At 63.1% G+C, this 16,801-nt stretch carries 14 protein-coding genes and 1 tRNA gene; all 15 read right to left on the bottom strand.

Features of this window, described 5'->3' with window-relative positions; genetic code table 11:
* Positions 1-121: 121 nt before the first annotated feature.
* Complete coding sequence (gene fusA, locus ACSF9G_RS23830; protein WP_436644561.1) at positions 122-2,197, bottom strand: elongation factor G; 2,076 nt, start codon at positions 2,195-2,197, stop codon at positions 122-124.
* Between the two features lie 21 nt (positions 2,198-2,218).
* Positions 2,219-2,689, bottom strand: a complete 471-nt coding sequence (gene rpsG, locus ACSF9G_RS23825) for a 30S ribosomal protein S7 (protein ID WP_436644560.1) — start codon at positions 2,687-2,689, stop codon at positions 2,219-2,221.
* Positions 2,690-2,800: 111 nt separating this feature from the next.
* The gene (gene rpsL, locus ACSF9G_RS23820) at positions 2,801-3,172 is read right to left on the bottom strand and encodes a 30S ribosomal protein S12 (protein WP_261618508.1); all 372 of its coding nucleotides are present in this window, start codon (positions 3,170-3,172) and stop codon (positions 2,801-2,803) included.
* A 424-nt stretch (positions 3,173-3,596) separates the two neighbouring features.
* The gene (locus ACSF9G_RS23815; protein ID WP_436644559.1) at positions 3,597-3,911 is read right to left on the bottom strand and encodes a regulator; all 315 of its coding nucleotides are present in this window, start codon (positions 3,909-3,911) and stop codon (positions 3,597-3,599) included.
* 54 nt (positions 3,912-3,965) lie between these two features.
* Entirely contained in the window at positions 3,966-4,472 is a 507-nt protein-coding gene (locus tag ACSF9G_RS23810) for a hypothetical protein (protein WP_436644558.1), read from the bottom strand.
* Between the two features lie 205 nt (positions 4,473-4,677).
* Positions 4,678-8,877: a DNA-directed RNA polymerase subunit beta' gene (gene rpoC / locus ACSF9G_RS23805; RefSeq protein ID WP_436644557.1), complete on the bottom strand. Its 4,200-nt coding sequence runs from the start codon at positions 8,875-8,877 to the stop codon at positions 4,678-4,680.
* Between the two features lie 88 nt (positions 8,878-8,965).
* Complete coding sequence (gene rpoB / locus ACSF9G_RS23800) at positions 8,966-13,111, bottom strand: DNA-directed RNA polymerase subunit beta (RefSeq protein WP_436644556.1); 4,146 nt, start codon at positions 13,109-13,111, stop codon at positions 8,966-8,968.
* 223 nt (positions 13,112-13,334) lie between these two features.
* A complete protein-coding gene (rplL, locus tag ACSF9G_RS23795) occupies positions 13,335-13,715 on the bottom strand; it encodes a 50S ribosomal protein L7/L12 (protein ID WP_436644555.1) in 381 nt (126 codons plus the stop codon).
* A gap of 43 nt (positions 13,716-13,758) precedes the next feature.
* Positions 13,759-14,277, bottom strand: a complete 519-nt coding sequence (rplJ, locus tag ACSF9G_RS23790; protein ID WP_436644554.1) for a 50S ribosomal protein L10 — start codon at positions 14,275-14,277, stop codon at positions 13,759-13,761.
* A 322-nt stretch (positions 14,278-14,599) separates the two neighbouring features.
* The gene (rplA, locus tag ACSF9G_RS23785; RefSeq protein ID WP_436644553.1) at positions 14,600-15,301 is read right to left on the bottom strand and encodes a 50S ribosomal protein L1; all 702 of its coding nucleotides are present in this window, start codon (positions 15,299-15,301) and stop codon (positions 14,600-14,602) included.
* Between the two features lie 5 nt (positions 15,302-15,306).
* Positions 15,307-15,735 (bottom strand): 50S ribosomal protein L11, encoded by a 429-nt coding sequence (rplK, locus tag ACSF9G_RS23780; protein WP_436644552.1) that lies wholly within the window; start codon positions 15,733-15,735, stop codon positions 15,307-15,309.
* Positions 15,736-15,836: 101 nt separating this feature from the next.
* Positions 15,837-16,367: a transcription termination/antitermination protein NusG gene (gene nusG / locus ACSF9G_RS23775; protein WP_436644551.1), complete on the bottom strand. Its 531-nt coding sequence runs from the start codon at positions 16,365-16,367 to the stop codon at positions 15,837-15,839.
* A gap of 14 nt (positions 16,368-16,381) precedes the next feature.
* Positions 16,382-16,576 (bottom strand): preprotein translocase subunit SecE, encoded by a 195-nt coding sequence (gene secE, locus ACSF9G_RS23770; protein ID WP_436644550.1) that lies wholly within the window; start codon positions 16,574-16,576, stop codon positions 16,382-16,384.
* Positions 16,577-16,629: 53 nt separating this feature from the next.
* A tRNA-Trp gene (locus tag ACSF9G_RS23765) sits at positions 16,630-16,706 on the bottom strand.
* Between the two features lie 18 nt (positions 16,707-16,724).
* Positions 16,725-16,801, bottom strand: a 77-nt coding sequence (locus ACSF9G_RS23760) for an EF-Tu C-terminal domain-related protein (RefSeq protein WP_219435318.1), incomplete at its 5' end; no start/stop codon positions are given.

Raw genomic sequence — 16,801 nt, 5'->3', positions numbered from 1 at the left:
TCTTGCCGTGGTCAACGTGACCAATCGTGCCGATGTTGCAGTGCGGCTTCGTCCGCTCAAACTTACCTTTGGCCATCTTGGCTCTCCACTCTTATCGCGTCTTTTCGATCTCGATTGGCGATCAGGCGAACTTGGCCTGAACTTCCTCGGCGACCGCCTGCGGAACCTGCTCGTAGTGGTCGAACTGCATCGTGTACTGGGCGCGGCCCTGGCTCATCGAGCGCAACGTGTTCACGTAGCCGAACATGTTGGCCAGCGGGACCATCGCATTGACGACGGTCGCGATACCGCGCGTCTCCGTACCCTGGATCTGCCCACGACGGCTGTTCAGATCACCAATGATGTCGCCCATGTACTCGTCCGGCGTCACCACCTCGACCTTCATGACAGGCTCGAGAAGCTTCGGACCGGCCTTCTGAACACCCTCGCGGAACGCAGCCCGCGCGGCAATTTCGAAGGCCAGAACACTCGAGTCGACGTCGTGATAGGCACCGTCGATAAGCGACACCTTGACGTCGAGCATCGGGAACCCGGCCAAAACGCCCGAGCCCAGCACCGACTGGACGCCCTTCTCGACACCCGGAATGTATTCCTTCGGCACGACGCCGCCGACGATCTTGTTTTCGAAGACGAAACCCGTCCCCTGCTCGCCCGGCTCGAGGATGATCTTCACGCGAGCGAACTGGCCGGAACCGCCGGTCTGCTTCTTGTGCGTGTAGTCGACTTCGGCCTGCTTGGTGATCGTCTCGCGATAGGCAACCTGCGGCGCACCGATATTGGCCTCAACCTTGAACTCGCGCTTCATGCGGTCAACGAGGATATCGAGGTGAAGCTCGCCCATGCCCTTGATGATCGTCTGGCCGGATTCCTCGTCCGTGCCGACCCGGAAGGACGGATCTTCCTGCGCAAGGCGGTTGAGCGCCATGCCCATCTTTTCCTGGTCCGCCTTGGTCTTCGGCTCGATCGCGATCTCGATGACCGGATCCGGGAATTCCATCCGCTCGAGGATGACGGGCTTCAACGGCTCGCACAGCGTGTCACCGGTCGTCACATCTTTCAGCCCGGCGATGGCGACGATGTCGCCCGCATAGGCTTCCTTGATGTCCTCGCGATGGTTCGCGTGCATGTGCAGCATGCGACCGATACGCTCGCGCTTGTCCTTCACCGTGTTGAGCACCTGAGTGCCCGACTCCAGCTTGCCCGAATAGATGCGGCAGAAGGTCAGCGAACCGACGAACGGGTCGTTCATGACCTTGAACGCCAACAGCGACATCGGCTCTTCATCACTCGACCGGCGCTTGATCTCGGCCTCGGTCTTCGGATCGATACCCTTGATGTCCGGAACATCGACCGGAGACGGCAGGTAGTCGACGACGGCGTCGAGGAGCGGCTGCACACCCTTGTTCTTGAACGCGGAGCCACACAGGACGGGAACAAAGGTGTTGCTGATCGTGCCCTTGCGGATCAGGCCCTTCAACGTCGCCTCGTCGGGCATGTTGCCCTCGAGGTACGCTTCCATCGCGGCCTCGTCGATCTCGACGGCCTGCTCGACCAGCTTCTCCCGGTACTCCTCGGCCTGCGCCTGAAGGTCTGCCGGAATGTCGATATAGTCGAACTGGGCGCCGAGGCTCTCGTCCTTCCAGATGATACCCTTCATCTGGACGAGGTCGATGACGCCCTTGAATTCGGTTTCCGCGCCGATCGGCAGATCGATCACGAGCGGGGCCGCGCCGAGGCGGCTCTTGATCATGTCGATGCACCGGAAGAAGTCGGCGCCGATCTTGTCCATCTTGTTGACGAAGATCATCCGCGGCACGTGATACTTGTCGGCCTGGCGCCAGACGGTCTCGGTCTGCGGCTCGACACCGGCGTTGGCGTCCAGCAGCGCGACCGCGCCATCGAGCACCCGCAAGCTGCGCTCGACCTCGATCGTGAAGTCGACGTGGCCGGGCGTGTCGATGATGTTGAGACGCTTGTCCTTCCAGTAAGCGGTCGTCGCGGCAGACGTAATCGTGATGCCGCGCTCCTGCTCCTGCGCCATCCAGTCCATGGTGGCAGCACCCTCATGGGTTTCGCCCAACTTGTGGCTCTTACCCGTGTAGAAGAGGACGCGCTCGGTCGTCGTGGTCTTGCCGGCATCGATGTGAGCCATGATGCCGAAGTTGCGATAATCTTCGATCTTATGCGTGCGGGCCATTGTCGTCGCTCCGGATCCTCGTCACCAGCGGTAATGCGAGAAGGCGCGATTGGCCTCCGCCATCCGGTGCGTATCTTCACGCTTCTTAACAGCGGTGCCACGATTGTTCGCCGCATCCAGCAGTTCGCCGGACAGGCGCTCTACCATGGTGCGCTCATTGCGTGCACGCGCCGCGGCGATCAGCCAGCGGATGGCCAGCGCCTGGCGCCGGTCGGGACGAACCTCGACAGGAACCTGGTACGTGGCACCACCGACGCGCCGCGAGCGAACCTCGACAGCCGGCATGACGTTTTCCAGCGCCTGATGGAACACGGACACCGGATCCTGCTTGGCACGACCTTCGATCGCGTCGAACGCACCGTACACGATACCCTCGGCGGCGGACTTCTTGCCGTGGTACATGACGGAGTTCATGAACTTCGAGATCACCAGATCACCAAACTTGGGATCCGGAATGATCTCGCGCTTTTCGGCTCTGTGGCGGCGAGACATCGGCTCGTCCTCACTCTTTCCAATCTATGCGCCCGGGAACAGCCCATGGACGCCATGTTCGTCTCTGCGTCTCGCCCACCCCCGGGGTGAGCCAAACACAAAGAGGCCCAATCACTTAGGCCTCTTCGCTCCATACTTCGAACGGCGCTGACGGCGAGCCGAGACACCCTGGGTGTCGAGCACGCCGCGAAGAATGTGGTAGCGCACGCCCGGAAGATCCTTCACGCGGCCGCCACGGATCATCACCACCGAGTGCTCCTGAAGGTTGTGGCCCTCACCAGGAATGTACCCGATCACTTCGAAGCCGTTCGTCAGCCGGATCTTCGCCACCTTACGCAGCGCCGAGTTCGGCTTCTTCGGCGTCGTCGTGTAGACGCGCGTGCACACGCCGCGCTTCTGGGGGCAAGCCTCCATGGCCGGCGCCTTGTTGCGCTTCAACGGCGCTTTCCGCGGTTTGCGGATCAATTGGTTGATCGTCGGCATCGATCGCCTTCTTCAGTCCTGCGCCGACCTTTGTAGGCCGGACTTCCGGTTACAAAACAAGTCGGACCGACGCCAATAATAGCCGCCGGCCTGAACATGCAGAGGATCGCGCCCTTTACGGGCCCGATCTTGCTTCGCTGTTGTTCGTCGCATGACGAGCGTCAGTGTTTAGGCGTCCTAGGTCCAGCTCGTGTCGAGCCGAACGAAACGGGCCTACCACCTGCCGCGAAACGAGGCGAAACATATGCCCGGGGCCGTGAGCCGTCAACCCCCGTTGTCGCGCAATTTTAGAGCAGATTCCGCGCTTTCGGCGACATGATCGAACAAAATTCCGGTGCCAATGCCCCCGTTCCCGATTCCGGCGCGTCCCCGGCGCCGGATTCGGTCGAATCCGGCAGGAATCGCCTCCGCCTGGAGAATCGGCTCAGCCATGGAATGCGATGACCGCGACTTGGCCATCGATGGCGTTTCCATAGGCCGAGGCAAAGGTTGGATCGTCCGGTTCGCCCTCGATGATTCCGACGCGGTCGAGTTCGACCCGGACGAACCCCTGCCCGGCCAGCGCCTGAAGCGCCTTCTGCAGGCATTCCTCGTCATCGGCCGCGGTCAGGAGAACGTTGATCGCGATCGCTCCCGTCTCGTCGTCGTCGTCGACCGGGTCCGGCTGGCTATCTTCGCGGAACGCCCGCCCGACCACGATATAGACCGTCGTCTCTTCGATTTCGGGTTCGCGACTCATGGCTGCTCCTCGTTCCGGGCCACGCGGTCTGTCGGAATGAACCAGGCGCAGGCTTCAGGGATGGTAGTTCAATCCCAGCTCGAAGTCCGCCCTGCAGCCCTTGATTCCATCGAAATTGTCGATCTGACCGGCCAGGGTCACCGAGGTGGTCTTGAGATTGATCCGGCCCGGGTTCGCATCGGTGAGGCGCACGCGCGGCCGCGTGCTGAAGAATTCCGTCGCCGTTCCCGTCGCACCGCCGACGACCTTCTTGAAGCGCTTGCCGAGCCTGCCTTTCGGCAGCTCGTAGCTCATCGCATAGAACGGCTGGAGGAAGAACGACAGTCGCGTGCCCGACCCATTGGTGCCGAGCTTGCGCGGCCGGTAGATGGCGTTGACGAATACCGGTTCGTCATAGCCCTTGGGCGCGCACGCCGCGGTGAAGTTCTTGAGATAGCCGCTGCCGCGATATTCCACTTCTTCGGCCCGCGCCGACGTGGCGGCCACAGCGAGCATGGCCAGCCCGACGATGGCCGCGGACACGGTCTTCGGGCGCACGGTGCTGTTTGCTGTCGACTGCATGATGCAATGATCTCTCGAAATCCGACGCGAAAATGGCACGACCCGACTGCTGCCGACCTCCCCCACCGGTCGTCTGCAGAGCAGATACTAGAGGAACGCGGTATTAAAAACAGTAAAGTCGGATATGAAACGGGCCGATCCTGACGAACCGGCCCGTTTTCTCGTCTAAAGCGGCGAACCGCGACTGGGTGGTACAGCCGGACGCTTACTCCGCCGGCATTCCGCTTTCCTCACCAGCCAGGCTGCCAGGCTCGATACCGGCCTGCTGCTCGCGGCTCTCCACGATCAGGTCGTCGCGATGCGTCGCGACCTGCCGCATCTTGCTCATCACCGAACCGGTGCCCGCCGGGATCAGGCGGCCCACGATCACGTTCTCCTTGAGGCCTTCCAGATTGTCCACCTTGCCCTGCACCGAGGCTTCGGTGAGCACGCGGGTGGTTTCCTGGAACGACGCCGCGGAGATGAAGCTGCGGGTCTGCAGGCTTGCTTTGGTTATGCCCAGCAGAACGGGCGAGCCGACCGGCGGCTTCTTGCCCTCTTCCACCAGCCGTTCGGCGGTTTCCTGCATCTCGATCTGGTCGACCTGCTCACCCGTCAGGAAGTCGGAATCGCCCGGATCGGAGATTTCGACCTTCTGCAGCATCTGCCGGACGATGACCTCGATATGCTTGTCGTTGATCGACACGCCCTGCAGCCGGTAGACCTCCTGGATCTCGTTGACCAGATAGGCCGCCAGCTCCTCGACGCCCTTGATCGCGAGGATATCGTGCGGCGCCGGGTTACCGTCGAGGATGTACTCGCCTTTCTCGATGTGGTCACCTTCCTGGACGTACAGGTGGCGGCCCTTCGGGATGAGATACTCGCGCGCCTCATCACCTTCCTCGGTCGGGTCGATGCGGATGCGGCGCTTGTTCTTGTAGTCGCGCTCGAAACGCACCGTGCCCGAAATCTCGGCGATGATGGCGTGGTCCTTCGGACGCCTGGCCTCGAACAGTTCGGCAACGCGCGGCAGACCACCGGTGATGTCGCGGGTCTTGGCACTTTCCAGCGTGATACGCGCCAGAACGTCGCCGGCCTTCACCGTCTCGCCGGGCTCCACCGTCATAACGGTGTCGACGGCCAGAAGGTAACGGGCGTCGCCGCCGCGCGACAGCTTCTTCACATCGCCGTCCTTGTCCTTGATGACAAGGGCCGGCTTCAGGTCTGCGCCACGCTGCGTTGTGCGCCAGTCGATGACCACGCGCTTGGTGATACCGGTCGACTCATCGGCGGTCTCGGCAAGCGAAGCGCCTTCGACCAGGTCCTCGAAGCCGACCACGCCGTCCACCTCGGTGATGATCGGGCGCGTATACGGATCCCACTCGGCCAGGCGCTGGCCGCGCTTGACCTGGTCACCGTCGTCGACCCTGAGGCGCGTGCCGTAGTTGAGCCGGTGCACGGCCCGCTCGTTGCCCTCGCCATCGACGATCACCAGCGAAACCGAACGGCCCATGACGATCAGCGTGCCTTCGGAGTCGCGCACGATGTTACGGTTCTTGAGCTGAACCGTGCCGTCGAAATTCGACTCGATGAAGGATTGCTCGGCGATCTGCGCCGTCCCGCCGATGTGGAACGTGCGCATGGTGAGCTGGGTACCCGGCTCGCCGATCGACTGCGCCGCGATGACGCCGACCGCTTCGCCCTGGTTGACCGGCGTGCCGCGTGCCAGGTCGCGGCCGTAGCAGGCCGCGCAGACGCCATTGCGGGTCTCGCAGGTGAGGACCGAGCGAATCTTCATCTCCTGAAGCTGCGCGGCCTCGATCGCCTCGACATGACGTTCCTCGATAATTACGCCCGCCTTGACAATCAGCTCCTCGGTCGACGGATCGACGACGTCCTCGGCGGCGGTACGGCCAAGCACGCGCTGGCCGAGCGACACGATCACCTCGCCGGCGTCGACGACGGCGGTCATGGAGATGCCCTTTTCACTCCCGCAATCGACCTCGGTGATGATCGAGTCCTGCGCAACGTCGACGAGGCGACGCGTCAGGTAACCGGAGTTGGCCGTCTTCAGCGCGGTATCGGCCAGTCCCTTTCGGGCGCCGTGGGTCGAGTTGAAGTACTCGAGTACCGACAGGCCTTCCTTGAAGTTCGAGATGATCGGGCTCTCGATGATCTCGCCTGACGGCTTGGCCATCAGGCCGCGCATGCCGGCGAGCTGCTTCATCTGCGCCGGCGAACCACGGGCACCGGAGTGGGCCATCATGTAGATCGAGTTGATGGGCTTCTCGCGGCCGTTCTTGTCGTCAACCTGAACGGCGGAGATACGCGCCATCATCTCGTCGGCGACGCGATCGGTGCACTTCGCCCACGCGTCGACGACCTTGTTGTACTTCTCGCCCTGCGTGATGAGGCCGTCGTTGTACTGCTGCTCGTATTCCTTGGCGAGCTGACGGGTCTCGTCGACAAGCTTCTCCTTCGTGTCCGGAATGACCATGTCATCCTTGCCGAAGGAAATGCCGGCAAGACACGCGTGCCTGAAGCCGAGTGCCATGATCCGGTCGCAGAAGATCACCGTCTCCTTCTGCCCGCAATGGCGGTAGACGGTGTCGATCGCGTTGGAGATCTCCTTCTTGGTGAGCAGCTTGTTGACCACCTCGAAGGGCACCGCCACGTTCTTCGGCAGGAGCTGGCCCAGCAGCATGCGACCCGGCGTGGTGTCGTAGATCTTCGACACCGGGTTGCCGTCCTGATCGACGCCGATATAGCGGCCCTTGATCTTCGCGTGCAGCGTCACCGCCCTCGAGTTCAGGGCGTGCTCGAGCTCACCGATCGAGGCGAAAATCATGCCCTCTCCCGGTTCGTTCGCGCGCTCCTGCGACACGTAGTAGAGACCGAGCACGATATCCTGCGACGGCACGATGATCGGCGAGCCGTTGGCCGGGTGCAGGATATTGTTGGTCGACATCATCAGCACGCGGGCTTCGAGCTGGGCTTCCAGCGACAGCGGCACGTGCACTGCCATCTGGTCGCCGTCGAAGTCGGCGTTGAACGCGGCGCAGACGAGCGGATGCAGCTGGATCGCCTTGCCCTCGATGAGGGTCGGCTCGAACGCCTGGATGCCAAGGCGGTGAAGCGTCGGCGCACGGTTCAGCATGACCGGGTGCTCGCGGATCACCTCGTCGAGGATATCCCAGACCTCCGGCTTCTCCTTCTCGACCAGCTTCTTGGCCTGCTTGACTGTCGAGGACAGCCCCTTGGCCTCCAGCCGCGAGTAGATGAACGGCTTGAACAGCTCCAGCGCCATCTTCTTCGGCAGGCCGCACTGATGCAGCTTCAGCTCGGGGCCGACCACGATCACGGACCGTCCCGAGTAGTCGACGCGCTTGCCGAGCAGGTTCTGCCTGAACCGGCCCTGCTTGCCTTTCAGCATGTCGGCGAGCGACTTGAGCGGACGCTTGTTCGCGCCGGTGATGACGCGGCCGCGCCTGCCGTTGTCGAACAGCGCGTCGACGGACTCCTGCAGCATCCGCTTTTCGTTTCGGATGATGATGTCAGGGGCACGCAGCTCGATGAGGCGCTTCAGCCGGTTGTTGCGGTTGATCACGCGCCGGTACAGGTCGTTCAGGTCCGACGTCGCGAACCGGCCACCATCGAGCGGAACCAGCGGACGCAGGTCGGGCGGAATGACCGGCACGATCGTCATGATCATCCATTCAGGCCGATTACCGGACTCGGTGAACGACTCGATGAGCTTCAACCGCTTTGCGAGCTTCTTGGGCTTAAGCTCCGTCGTCGACTCGGCAATCTCCTGCCGCAGGTCCTCGCTCAGCTTGTGCAGGTCGAGCGCCATCAGCATGTCGCGGATCGCCTCGGCGCCGATCTGCGCCGTGAACGCGTCTTCGCCGAACTGATCCTGGAAGTCGAGATACTCCTCCTCGGTGAGGAGCTGGCCGTACTTGAGCGCGGTCAGGCCCGGCTCGGTGACGACGTAGTTCTCGAAATAGAGGATGCGCTCGAGATCCTTGAGCGTCATGTCGAGGATCATGCCGATGCGGCTCGGCAGCGACTTCAGGAACCAGATGTGCGCGACCGGGGCGGCCAGCTCGATGTGGCCCATGCGCTCGCGACGCACGCGCGACAGGGTGACCTCGACGCCGCATTTCTCGCAGATGATGCCCTTGTACTTCATGCGCTTGTACTTGCCGCACAAGCACTCGTAATCCTTGATCGGGCCGAAGATGCGGGCACAGAACAGGCCGTCGCGCTCCGGCTTGAACGTCCGGTAGTTGATCGTCTCCGGCTTCTTGATCTCGCCGAACGACCACGACTTGATCTTTTCCGGGCTCGCCAGCGAGATCCGGATCTGATCGAACGTCTGCTGCGGTGCCGTCGGATTGAAGAGGTTGAGGACTTCCTGGTTCATGTCCTGCTCCCTTTGGGCCGTCCGGGGCAGCCTGCGCCCCGGACCGGCGGAGATTTCGAAATAGTGCGAGACCGATTAATGCCGACCGCTACTCGGCGGCATCCGCCGGCGGCGGCAACATCGGCCCGGCCGGCGCGGGTGCATCCTGCGGACGGCTGGTGATCAGTTCGACGTTGAGACCAAGCGACCGCATTTCCTTGACGAGAACGTTGAACGATTCGGGGATGCCCGCCTCGAACGTATCGTCACCGCGAACGATGGCTTCGTAGACTTTCGTGCGGCCGGCGACGTCATCCGACTTCACGGTCAGCATTTCCTGCAAGGTATACGCAGCGCCGTAAGCTTCCAGCGCCCACACCTCCATCTCGCCGAAACGCTGGCCGCCGAACTGGGCCTTGCCGCCCAGCGGCTGTTGGGTGACGAGACTGTAGGGGCCGATCGAACGGGCATGGATCTTGTCGTCCACCAGGTGATGCAGCTTGAGCATGTAGATATAGCCCACCGTCACCTTGCGGTCGAACGGCTCGCCCGAGCGTCCGTCGTACAGCGTCACCTGCCCCGAGCCGTCGAGACCGGCCAACTCGAGCATGTCGACGATGTCGGGCTCGTGGGCGCCGTCGAACACCGGCGTCGCGATCGGCACGCCGTTCCTCAGGTTGCCGCCGAGCTCGACCAGACCGTCCTCCTCGAGCGAGGCGACCGTCTCGTCCTTGCCATAGATCTTCGTGAACGCGCTCTTCAGCGTCTTGGCGTCGTTGCTCTTGCGATACGCTTCGACCGCCTCGCCGATCTGCTTGCCAAGGCCCGCGCAGGCCCAGCCCAGATGCGTCTCGAGAATCTGACCGACGTTCATGCGGCTCGGCACGCCCAGCGGGTTCAGCACGATGTCGACATGCGTGCCGTCTTCGAGGAACGGCATGTCTTCGATCGGCATGATCCGGCTGACCACACCCTTGTTGCCGTGCCGGCCGGCCATCTTGTCGCCGGGCTGCAGCTTGCGCTTCACGGCGACGAAGACCTTGACCATCTTCATCACACCGGGCGGCAGCTCATCGCCGCGCTGCAGCTTCTCGACCTTGTCCAGGAACCGCTGCTCCAGCCGCTTCTTGGACTCGTCGTACTGCTTGCGCAGCGCCTCGACCTCGGACATCGACGATTCGTTGGCGAGGCCGAACTGCCACCACTGCGACCGCGGCAATTCGCCGAGAAGGTCCTTCGTGATCTTGGTGTCCTTCTTGACTCCCTTCGGACCGCTCGCGGCGACCTTGCCGACCAGCATGTCGTGCAGACGGCCGAACACGTTGCGATCGAGGATCGCCTGTTCGTCGTCGCGGTCCTTGGCGAGCCGCTCGATCTCCTCGCGTTCGATGGCAATCGCGCGCTCGTCCTTGTCGACGCCGTGCCGGTTGAACACCCGCACCTCGACGATCGTGCCGGTTACGCCGGGCGGAACACGCAGAGAGGTGTCGCGGACGTCCGAGGCCTTCTCGCCGAAGATGGCGCGCAGAAGCTTCTCTTCCGGCGTCATCGGGCTCTCACCCTTCGGCGTGATCTTGCCGACCAGGATGTCGCCGGCATTCACCTCGGCACCGATATAGACGATGCCCGCCTCGTCGAGGTTCTTCAGGGCCTCTTCCGACACGTTCGGGATATCGCGGGTGATTTCCTCCGGGCCGAGCTTGGTGTCGCGGGCCATCACCTCGAATTCCTCGATGTGGATCGAGGTGAAGATGTCGTCGCGCACGACGCGCTCGGAAAGCAGGATCGAGTCCTCGAAGTTGTAGCCCATCCACGGCATGAACGCGACGAGCACGTTGCGGCCAAGCGCCAGCTCGCCGAGATCGGTCGAGGGACCGTCGGCGATGATGTCGCCCTTGGCGACGATGTCGCCGACCCGCACCAGCGGACGCTGGTTGATGCAGGTGTTCTGGTTCGAGCGCTGGAACTTCATCAGCCGGTAGATGTCGACACCGGACCGGGTCGGATCCAGATCCTCGGTCGCCCGAATGACGATACGGGTCGCGTCGACCTGGTCGATGACACCCGCACGCCGCGCCGAGATCGCCGCGCCGGAGTCATGGGCGACGACGGCCTCCATGCCGGTGCCGACCAGCGGCGCTTCCGCCTTGACCAGCGGCACCGCCTGGCGCTGCATGTTCGAACCCATGAGTGCGCGGTTGGCGTCATCGTTCTCGAGGAACGGAATGAGCGCCGCGGCGACCGAAACGAGCTGTTTCGGCGACACGTCCATGTAGTCCACCTTGTCCGGCGTCACCATGACGACGTCGCCGGCGTGGCGGCAAACCACCAGGTCCTCGGTGAACTGGCCCTTGGCGTCGAGCTCGGCATTGGCCTGGCCGATGTGGTGGCGGGCCTCCTCCATCGCCGACAGATACACCACCTCGTCGGTGACGTGGCCGTCCTTCACCTTGCGATAAGGCGCCTCGATGAAGCCGTACTTGTTGACACGCGCAAAGGTGGCCAGCGAGTTGATCAGACCGATGTTCGGGCCTTCCGGCGTTTCGATCGGGCAGATACGGCCGTAATGCGTCGGATGCACGTCGCGCACCTCGAAGCCGGCGCGTTCGCGCGTCAGACCGCCCGGGCCAAGCGCCGACAGGCGGCGCTTGTGGGTGATCTCCGACAACGGGTTGGTCTGGTCCATGAACTGCGACAGCTGCGAGGAGCCGAAGAACTCGCGGACCGCGGCGGCGGCGGGCTTGGCGTTGATCAGATCCTGCGGCATCGCCGTGTCGATCTCGACCGAGCTCATGCGCTCCTTGATCGCCCGCTCCATGCGCAAGAGGCCGATCCGGTACTGGTTCTCCATCAACTCGCCGACCGAACGCACGCGGCGATTGCCGAGGTTGTCGATGTCGTCGATGTCGCCCTTGCCGTCGCGCAGGTCCACCAGCGTCTTGATGACCGCCAGGATGTCCTCCTTGCGCAGGACACGGACCGTATCCGGGCAATCCAGCTCCAGGCGGATGTTCATCTTCACGCGGCCGACCGCGGACAGGTCATACCGTTCCGGATCGAAGAACAGCGAATTGAACATCGCCTCCGCCGTCTCGATCGTCGGCGGCTCGCCCGGGCGCATCACCCGGTAGATGTCAAACAGCGCGTCTTCGCGGGTGTCGTTCTTGTCGACCGCAAGCGTGTTGCGGATGAACGGACCGGTGTTGACGTGGTCGATGTCGAGCACGTTGATCGTATCGACGCCAGCTTCGGTCAGCGCCTCCAGAACTTCGGCGGTGATCTCGTCGCCGGCTTCGGCGTGGATCTCGCCGGTCTGCATGTTGACCATGTCGTTGGCCAGGTACATGCCGACCATCTCCTCGTCGGAGATCTTCAGCGCCTTCAGGCCCTTCTCGGACAGATCGCGCGCCTTGCGGACGGTGAGCTTCTTGCCGGCTTCCCAGACAACCTTGCCACTGTCGGCATCGATGAGATCGGCCGTCGCCTTGATGCCGCGCATGCTCATCGGATCGAACGGACGGCGCCATCCGCCGTTCTTCATCTGCGTCAGCTCGATGTGGTTGAAGAAGGTCGACAGGATTTCTTCCGGATCGAGGCCGAGCGCCAGCAGCAGCGTCGTCACCGGCAGCTTGCGCCGACGGTCGATACGCGCATGGACGATATCCTTGGCGTCGAACTCGATATCCAGCCAGGAGCCGCGATAGGGAATGATGCGGGCGGCGAACAGAAGCTTGCCCGAGGAATGGGTCTTGCCCTTGTCGTGGTCGAAGAAAACGCCCGGCGAACGGTGCATCTGCGAGACGATGACGCGTTCGGTGCCATTGATGATGAAGGTGCCGTTCTCCGTCATCAGCGGCATGTCGCCCATGTAGACGTCCTGCTCCTTGATGTCCTTGACGGACTTCGCACCGGTGTCCTCGTCGACATCGAACACGATCAGGCGCAGCGTCACCTTGAGTGGCGCGGCGAACGTCATGCCGCGCTGGCGGCACTCGTCGACGTCGTACTTCGGCGGTTCGAACTCGTAGCGCACGAATTCGAGCTGGGCGGTCTCGGCAAAATCCTTGATCGGGAAAACCGAGTCGAAAACCGCCTGCAGACCGCTGTCGTCGCGACCGCCCTCGGGCTCGTCGACCTGCAGGAAGTAGTCGTAGGACGCCTTCTGCACCTCGATCAGGTTGGGGAGAGCGGCGACTTCCCGGATTTTCCCGAAAGTCTTGCGAACACGCTTGCGGCCGGTGAAGCTCTGCGCCATCGTCGATCCTCTTAGTCGTTCCCGAACGGCTCGCCAAAGGGCCCCCGGCGGGCCATCTGGTGAGACGTTCTAATGCCTCTTTTCCACTCCGGCAGCATCCTGCCGCCCGGAGACGGGTTTGGCCGCGGCGTGCTGCCGCGGCCTCCCCAACATCTATCCACCGAAAAAACGCATCGGCGGCCTTCGAATGGCCAGCGCCGGAAAACGCTGCCCATTCAAGAATTTACTTAAGTTCGACGGTCGCGCCGGCGGCCTCGAGCTTGCCCTTGATCTCTTCGGCCTCGGCCTTCGCCACGGCTTCCTTGACCGCCTTCGGCGCGCCTTCGACCAGGTCCTTGGCTTCCTTCAGGCCAAGGCCCGTGATGGCGCGGACTTCCTTGATCACGTTGATCTTCTGGGCGCCAGCGGACGCCAGGACCACGTCGAACTCGGTCTTCTCTTCAGCGGCAGCCGCTTCACCGCCACCGGCACCGGCGACAGCAGCGACGGCAACCGGAGCGGCCGCGGAGACGCCCCACTTCTCTTCGAGCATCTTCGAAAGCTCAGCCGCCTCGAGGACGGTGAGGTTGGAAAGCTCGTCAACGATCTTCGACAGATCAGTCATTTCTCATTTCCTTTAGGTTCGAACCTGTTTGAACGGTTGGCCTTCAGGCCGCCTCGCCTTGTTCGGCATGCGCCGAAAGCACCCGCGCAATCTGCCCGCCTGGCGCGGCGAGCACCTGCGCAACCCGGGTCGCCGGCGTACTGATCATGCCGACGAGCCTTGCCCTCAGTTCATCGAGCGACGGCAACGTCGCCAATGACTTCACGCCTTCCGGGTCGAGGGCCGTGGCACCCATCGCGCCGCCAAGGATCACCAGCTTCTGGTTGGCCTTGGCGAAATCGACCGCAACCTTCGGGGCTGCCACCGGATCGTCGGAATAGGCGATCACGGTGGGACCCTTCAGCAGGTCGCCGATATGGGCGATCTCGGTTCCCTCGAGCGCGAGCTTGGCAAGGCGGTTCTTGGCCACTTTCACCTTGCCCCCGGCTTCGCGCATGCGGCTCCGAAGAGACGTCATTTCCGAAACCGAGAGACCGGTGTAGTGGGCGACGACCACCACACCCGTGCCTTGAAACACGTCGTGGAGTGTCGCGACGAGCTCAGACTTTGCAGCTCTGTCCACCTGCTCTCTCCAATCTGGCGGCGATTATCCGCCGCCGGGTTGTCCTTGCCGCCCGGGAGTGCCGCTTGAAGACGGTTCCAGGACGACGCTCGCGTTCCTGTCCCGTCCCGGCGGCCCGATATCGGGTCCACGAGGACAACGAGGTCCGAACCGGGTATCCGGTTCATTCCCGTCTATGCTGGCTCCGTATGGACTTAAGCCCCCGGGAAACAGTTCCCGAGAGCACCGGCAGTCTTGGACAGGTAGCGGGCCTGCCGGCGAACCGCCAGACCCGTACTCTCCGCCCGGTCGCCCGGACGGAAACTGATTACGCCGTCGCGCGTTAGGCGCTGGCCGTCACGCTCGACGGTTCGACGTGCACGCCAGGCCCCATGGTCGAGGAAACGGCCAGACGCTGGAAATAGGTACCCTTCGCGCCCGACGGCTTGGCCTTGATCACGGCGTCAACGAGCGCGCGGATGTTCTCGATGAGCTGGTCCTCGCCGAAGCTCGCCTTGCCGACGCCAGCCTGGATGATGCCGGCCTTCTCGACGCGAAACTCTACGGCACCGCCCTTCTGCTCCTTGACGGCCGACGCCACGTCCGGCGTGACCGTTCCGACCTTCGGGTTCGGCATAAGACCGCGCGGGCCCAGGACCTTACCCAAACGACCGACCAGCGGCATCATGTCCGGCGTGGCGATGCAGCGGTCGAAGTTGATCTCGCCCTTCTGCACCTGCTCGACCAGTTCCTCCGCCCCAACAACGTCGGCGCCGGCGGCCTTGGCCTCGTCAGCCTTGTCGCCCTTGGCGAACACGGCAACGCGCACCGTGCGACCGGTGCCGTTCGGCAGCTGGCAGACGCCGCGCACCATCTGGTCGGCGTGACGCGGGTCGACGCCCAGGTTGATCGCCACCTCGATGGTCTCGTCGAACTTCGCTGTGGCGCGTTCCCTGACCATCTTCACCGCGTCCGACAGCGCCACCAGCGTGCGCGGATCGACGCCCTCGCGGGCATTGCGAATACGCTTTCCTGATTTGGCCATGACGCTTATCCCTGAACCTCGAGGCCCATCGACCGGGCGGAACCTTCGATGATCTTCATCGCCGCCTCGACGTCGTTGGCGTTCAGATCCTTCATCTTTGCTTCGGCGATCTCGCGCACCTGATCACGGGTGACGGAGCCGGCCTTGTCGCGGCCCGGCGTGGCGGACCCCTTGTTGAGCTTGGCGGCCTGCTTCAGGAAATGGGCAGCCGGAGGCGTCTTGACCTCGAAGGTGAAGGACTTGTCCTGATAGATCGTGATGACCGTCGGACAGGGCGCGCCCTTTTCCATTTCCTGCGTATTGGCGTTGAACGCCTTGCAGAATTCCATGATATTCAAGCCACGCTGGCCGAGCGCGGGACCGATCGGGGGTGACGGCGTTGCCGCACCCGCCGGAACCTGAAGCTTCAGGTAGCCGATAATCTTCTTTGCCATTCTCTCACCTCTCCGCGCCGCGCATTGCGACGACGTTGGCGTTGCGTGGTCCGATCATGGCCGGTTGGCAGCCGACCCGATCTCCCACAATCCAAGGCGGGTCAAAGCTTCTCGACCTGCCCGTACTCCAGCTCGACCGGGGTCGCCCGGCCAAAAATGGACACGGCTACCTTGAGCCGCGCCCGCTCCTCGTCCACCTCTTCGACGACACCGTTGAAGGAGGCAAAGGGACCGTCGGCGACGCGCACCTGCTCGCCGATGTCGAAATGCACGGACGGCTTCGGTCGCTCGATGCCTTCCTGCACCTGCTGCAGGATCCGCTGCGCCTCTCCGTCGGAAATCGGCGTCGGCTTGTTGTCGGCTCCCAGGAAGCCCGTGACCTTCGGGGTATTCTTGATCAGATGGTATGCGTCGTCGGTCATGTCCATACGAACCAGGACATAACCGGGGAAAAACTTGCGTTCCGTGTCGATTTTTCGGCCGCGCCGCACCTCGACGACCTTCTCGGTCGGTACGAGGATTTCCTCGAAACTTTCGGCAAGACCGGTCGCCGTAGCCTTCTCTCGAATGGCCTCGGCGACCTTCTTCTCGAAGTTCGAGTAGGTGTGGACGATGTACCAGCGCATGGCCATGGGTCCTGCTCCTCTCAGCCTGTTCCGAGCAGGAACCCGACGCCGAACGCCAGGATCTGGTCCGCCGCCAGAAAGAAAAGGCTGGCGAGCGTGACCATGATGAACACCATCACCGTGGTGATCATCGTCTCGCGACGGCTCGGCCAAGTCACTTTGCGCCCTTCGGCGCGGACCTGCTGAATGAACTCGAAGGGGTTCGTTTTCGCCATGACCTGTTCGTGTTTCGCCCGGCCTAGCCGGTTATCATGCCCGTTTTCTGGATTGGCAGGAGTGGAGGGACTCGAACCCCCAACCCCCGGTTTTGGAGACCGGTGCTCTAGCCAGTTGAGCTACACTCCTAATCCCACGGGCCCGCCGTTACTCGATGATCTTGGAGACGACGCCGGCACCGACGGTGCGGCCGCCTTCGCGGATGGCGAAGCGCAGACCGTCCT

Origin of the sequence: Microbaculum mangrovi, from assembly GCF_051390635.1 — a bacterium.
In the GTDB taxonomy this organism is placed as follows: Bacteria; Pseudomonadota; Alphaproteobacteria; order Rhizobiales; family Tepidamorphaceae; genus Microbaculum.
This window is presented reverse-complemented; position numbering and strand designations above follow the sequence as displayed.

Coding starts and splice junctions, on each gene's coding strand:
- fusA (WP_436644561.1), bottom strand. CDS start 2,197: ATGGCCCGCACGCATAAGATCGAAGATTATCGCAACTTCGGCATCATG.
- rpsG (WP_436644560.1), bottom strand. CDS start 2,689: ATGTCTCGCCGCCACAGAGCCGAAAAGCGCGAGATCATTCCGGATCCC.
- rpsL (WP_261618508.1), bottom strand. CDS start 3,172: ATGCCGACGATCAACCAATTGATCCGCAAACCGCGGAAAGCGCCGTTG.
- ACSF9G_RS23815 (WP_436644559.1), bottom strand. CDS start 3,911: ATGAGTCGCGAACCCGAAATCGAAGAGACGACGGTCTATATCGTGGTC.
- ACSF9G_RS23810 (WP_436644558.1), bottom strand. CDS start 4,472: ATGCAGTCGACAGCAAACAGCACCGTGCGCCCGAAGACCGTGTCCGCG.
- rpoC (WP_436644557.1), bottom strand. CDS start 8,877: ATGAACCAGGAAGTCCTCAACCTCTTCAATCCGACGGCACCGCAGCAG.
- rpoB (WP_436644556.1), bottom strand. CDS start 13,111: ATGGCGCAGAGCTTCACCGGCCGCAAGCGTGTTCGCAAGACTTTCGGG.
- rplL (WP_436644555.1), bottom strand. CDS start 13,715: ATGACTGATCTGTCGAAGATCGTTGACGAGCTTTCCAACCTCACCGTC.
- rplA (WP_436644553.1), bottom strand. CDS start 15,301: ATGGCCAAATCAGGAAAGCGTATTCGCAATGCCCGCGAGGGCGTCGAT.
- rplK (WP_436644552.1), bottom strand. CDS start 15,735: ATGGCAAAGAAGATTATCGGCTACCTGAAGCTTCAGGTTCCGGCGGGT.
- nusG (WP_436644551.1), bottom strand. CDS start 16,367: ATGGCCATGCGCTGGTACATCGTCCACACCTACTCGAACTTCGAGAAG.
- secE (WP_436644550.1), bottom strand. CDS start 16,576: ATGGCGAAAACGAACCCCTTCGAGTTCATTCAGCAGGTCCGCGCCGAA.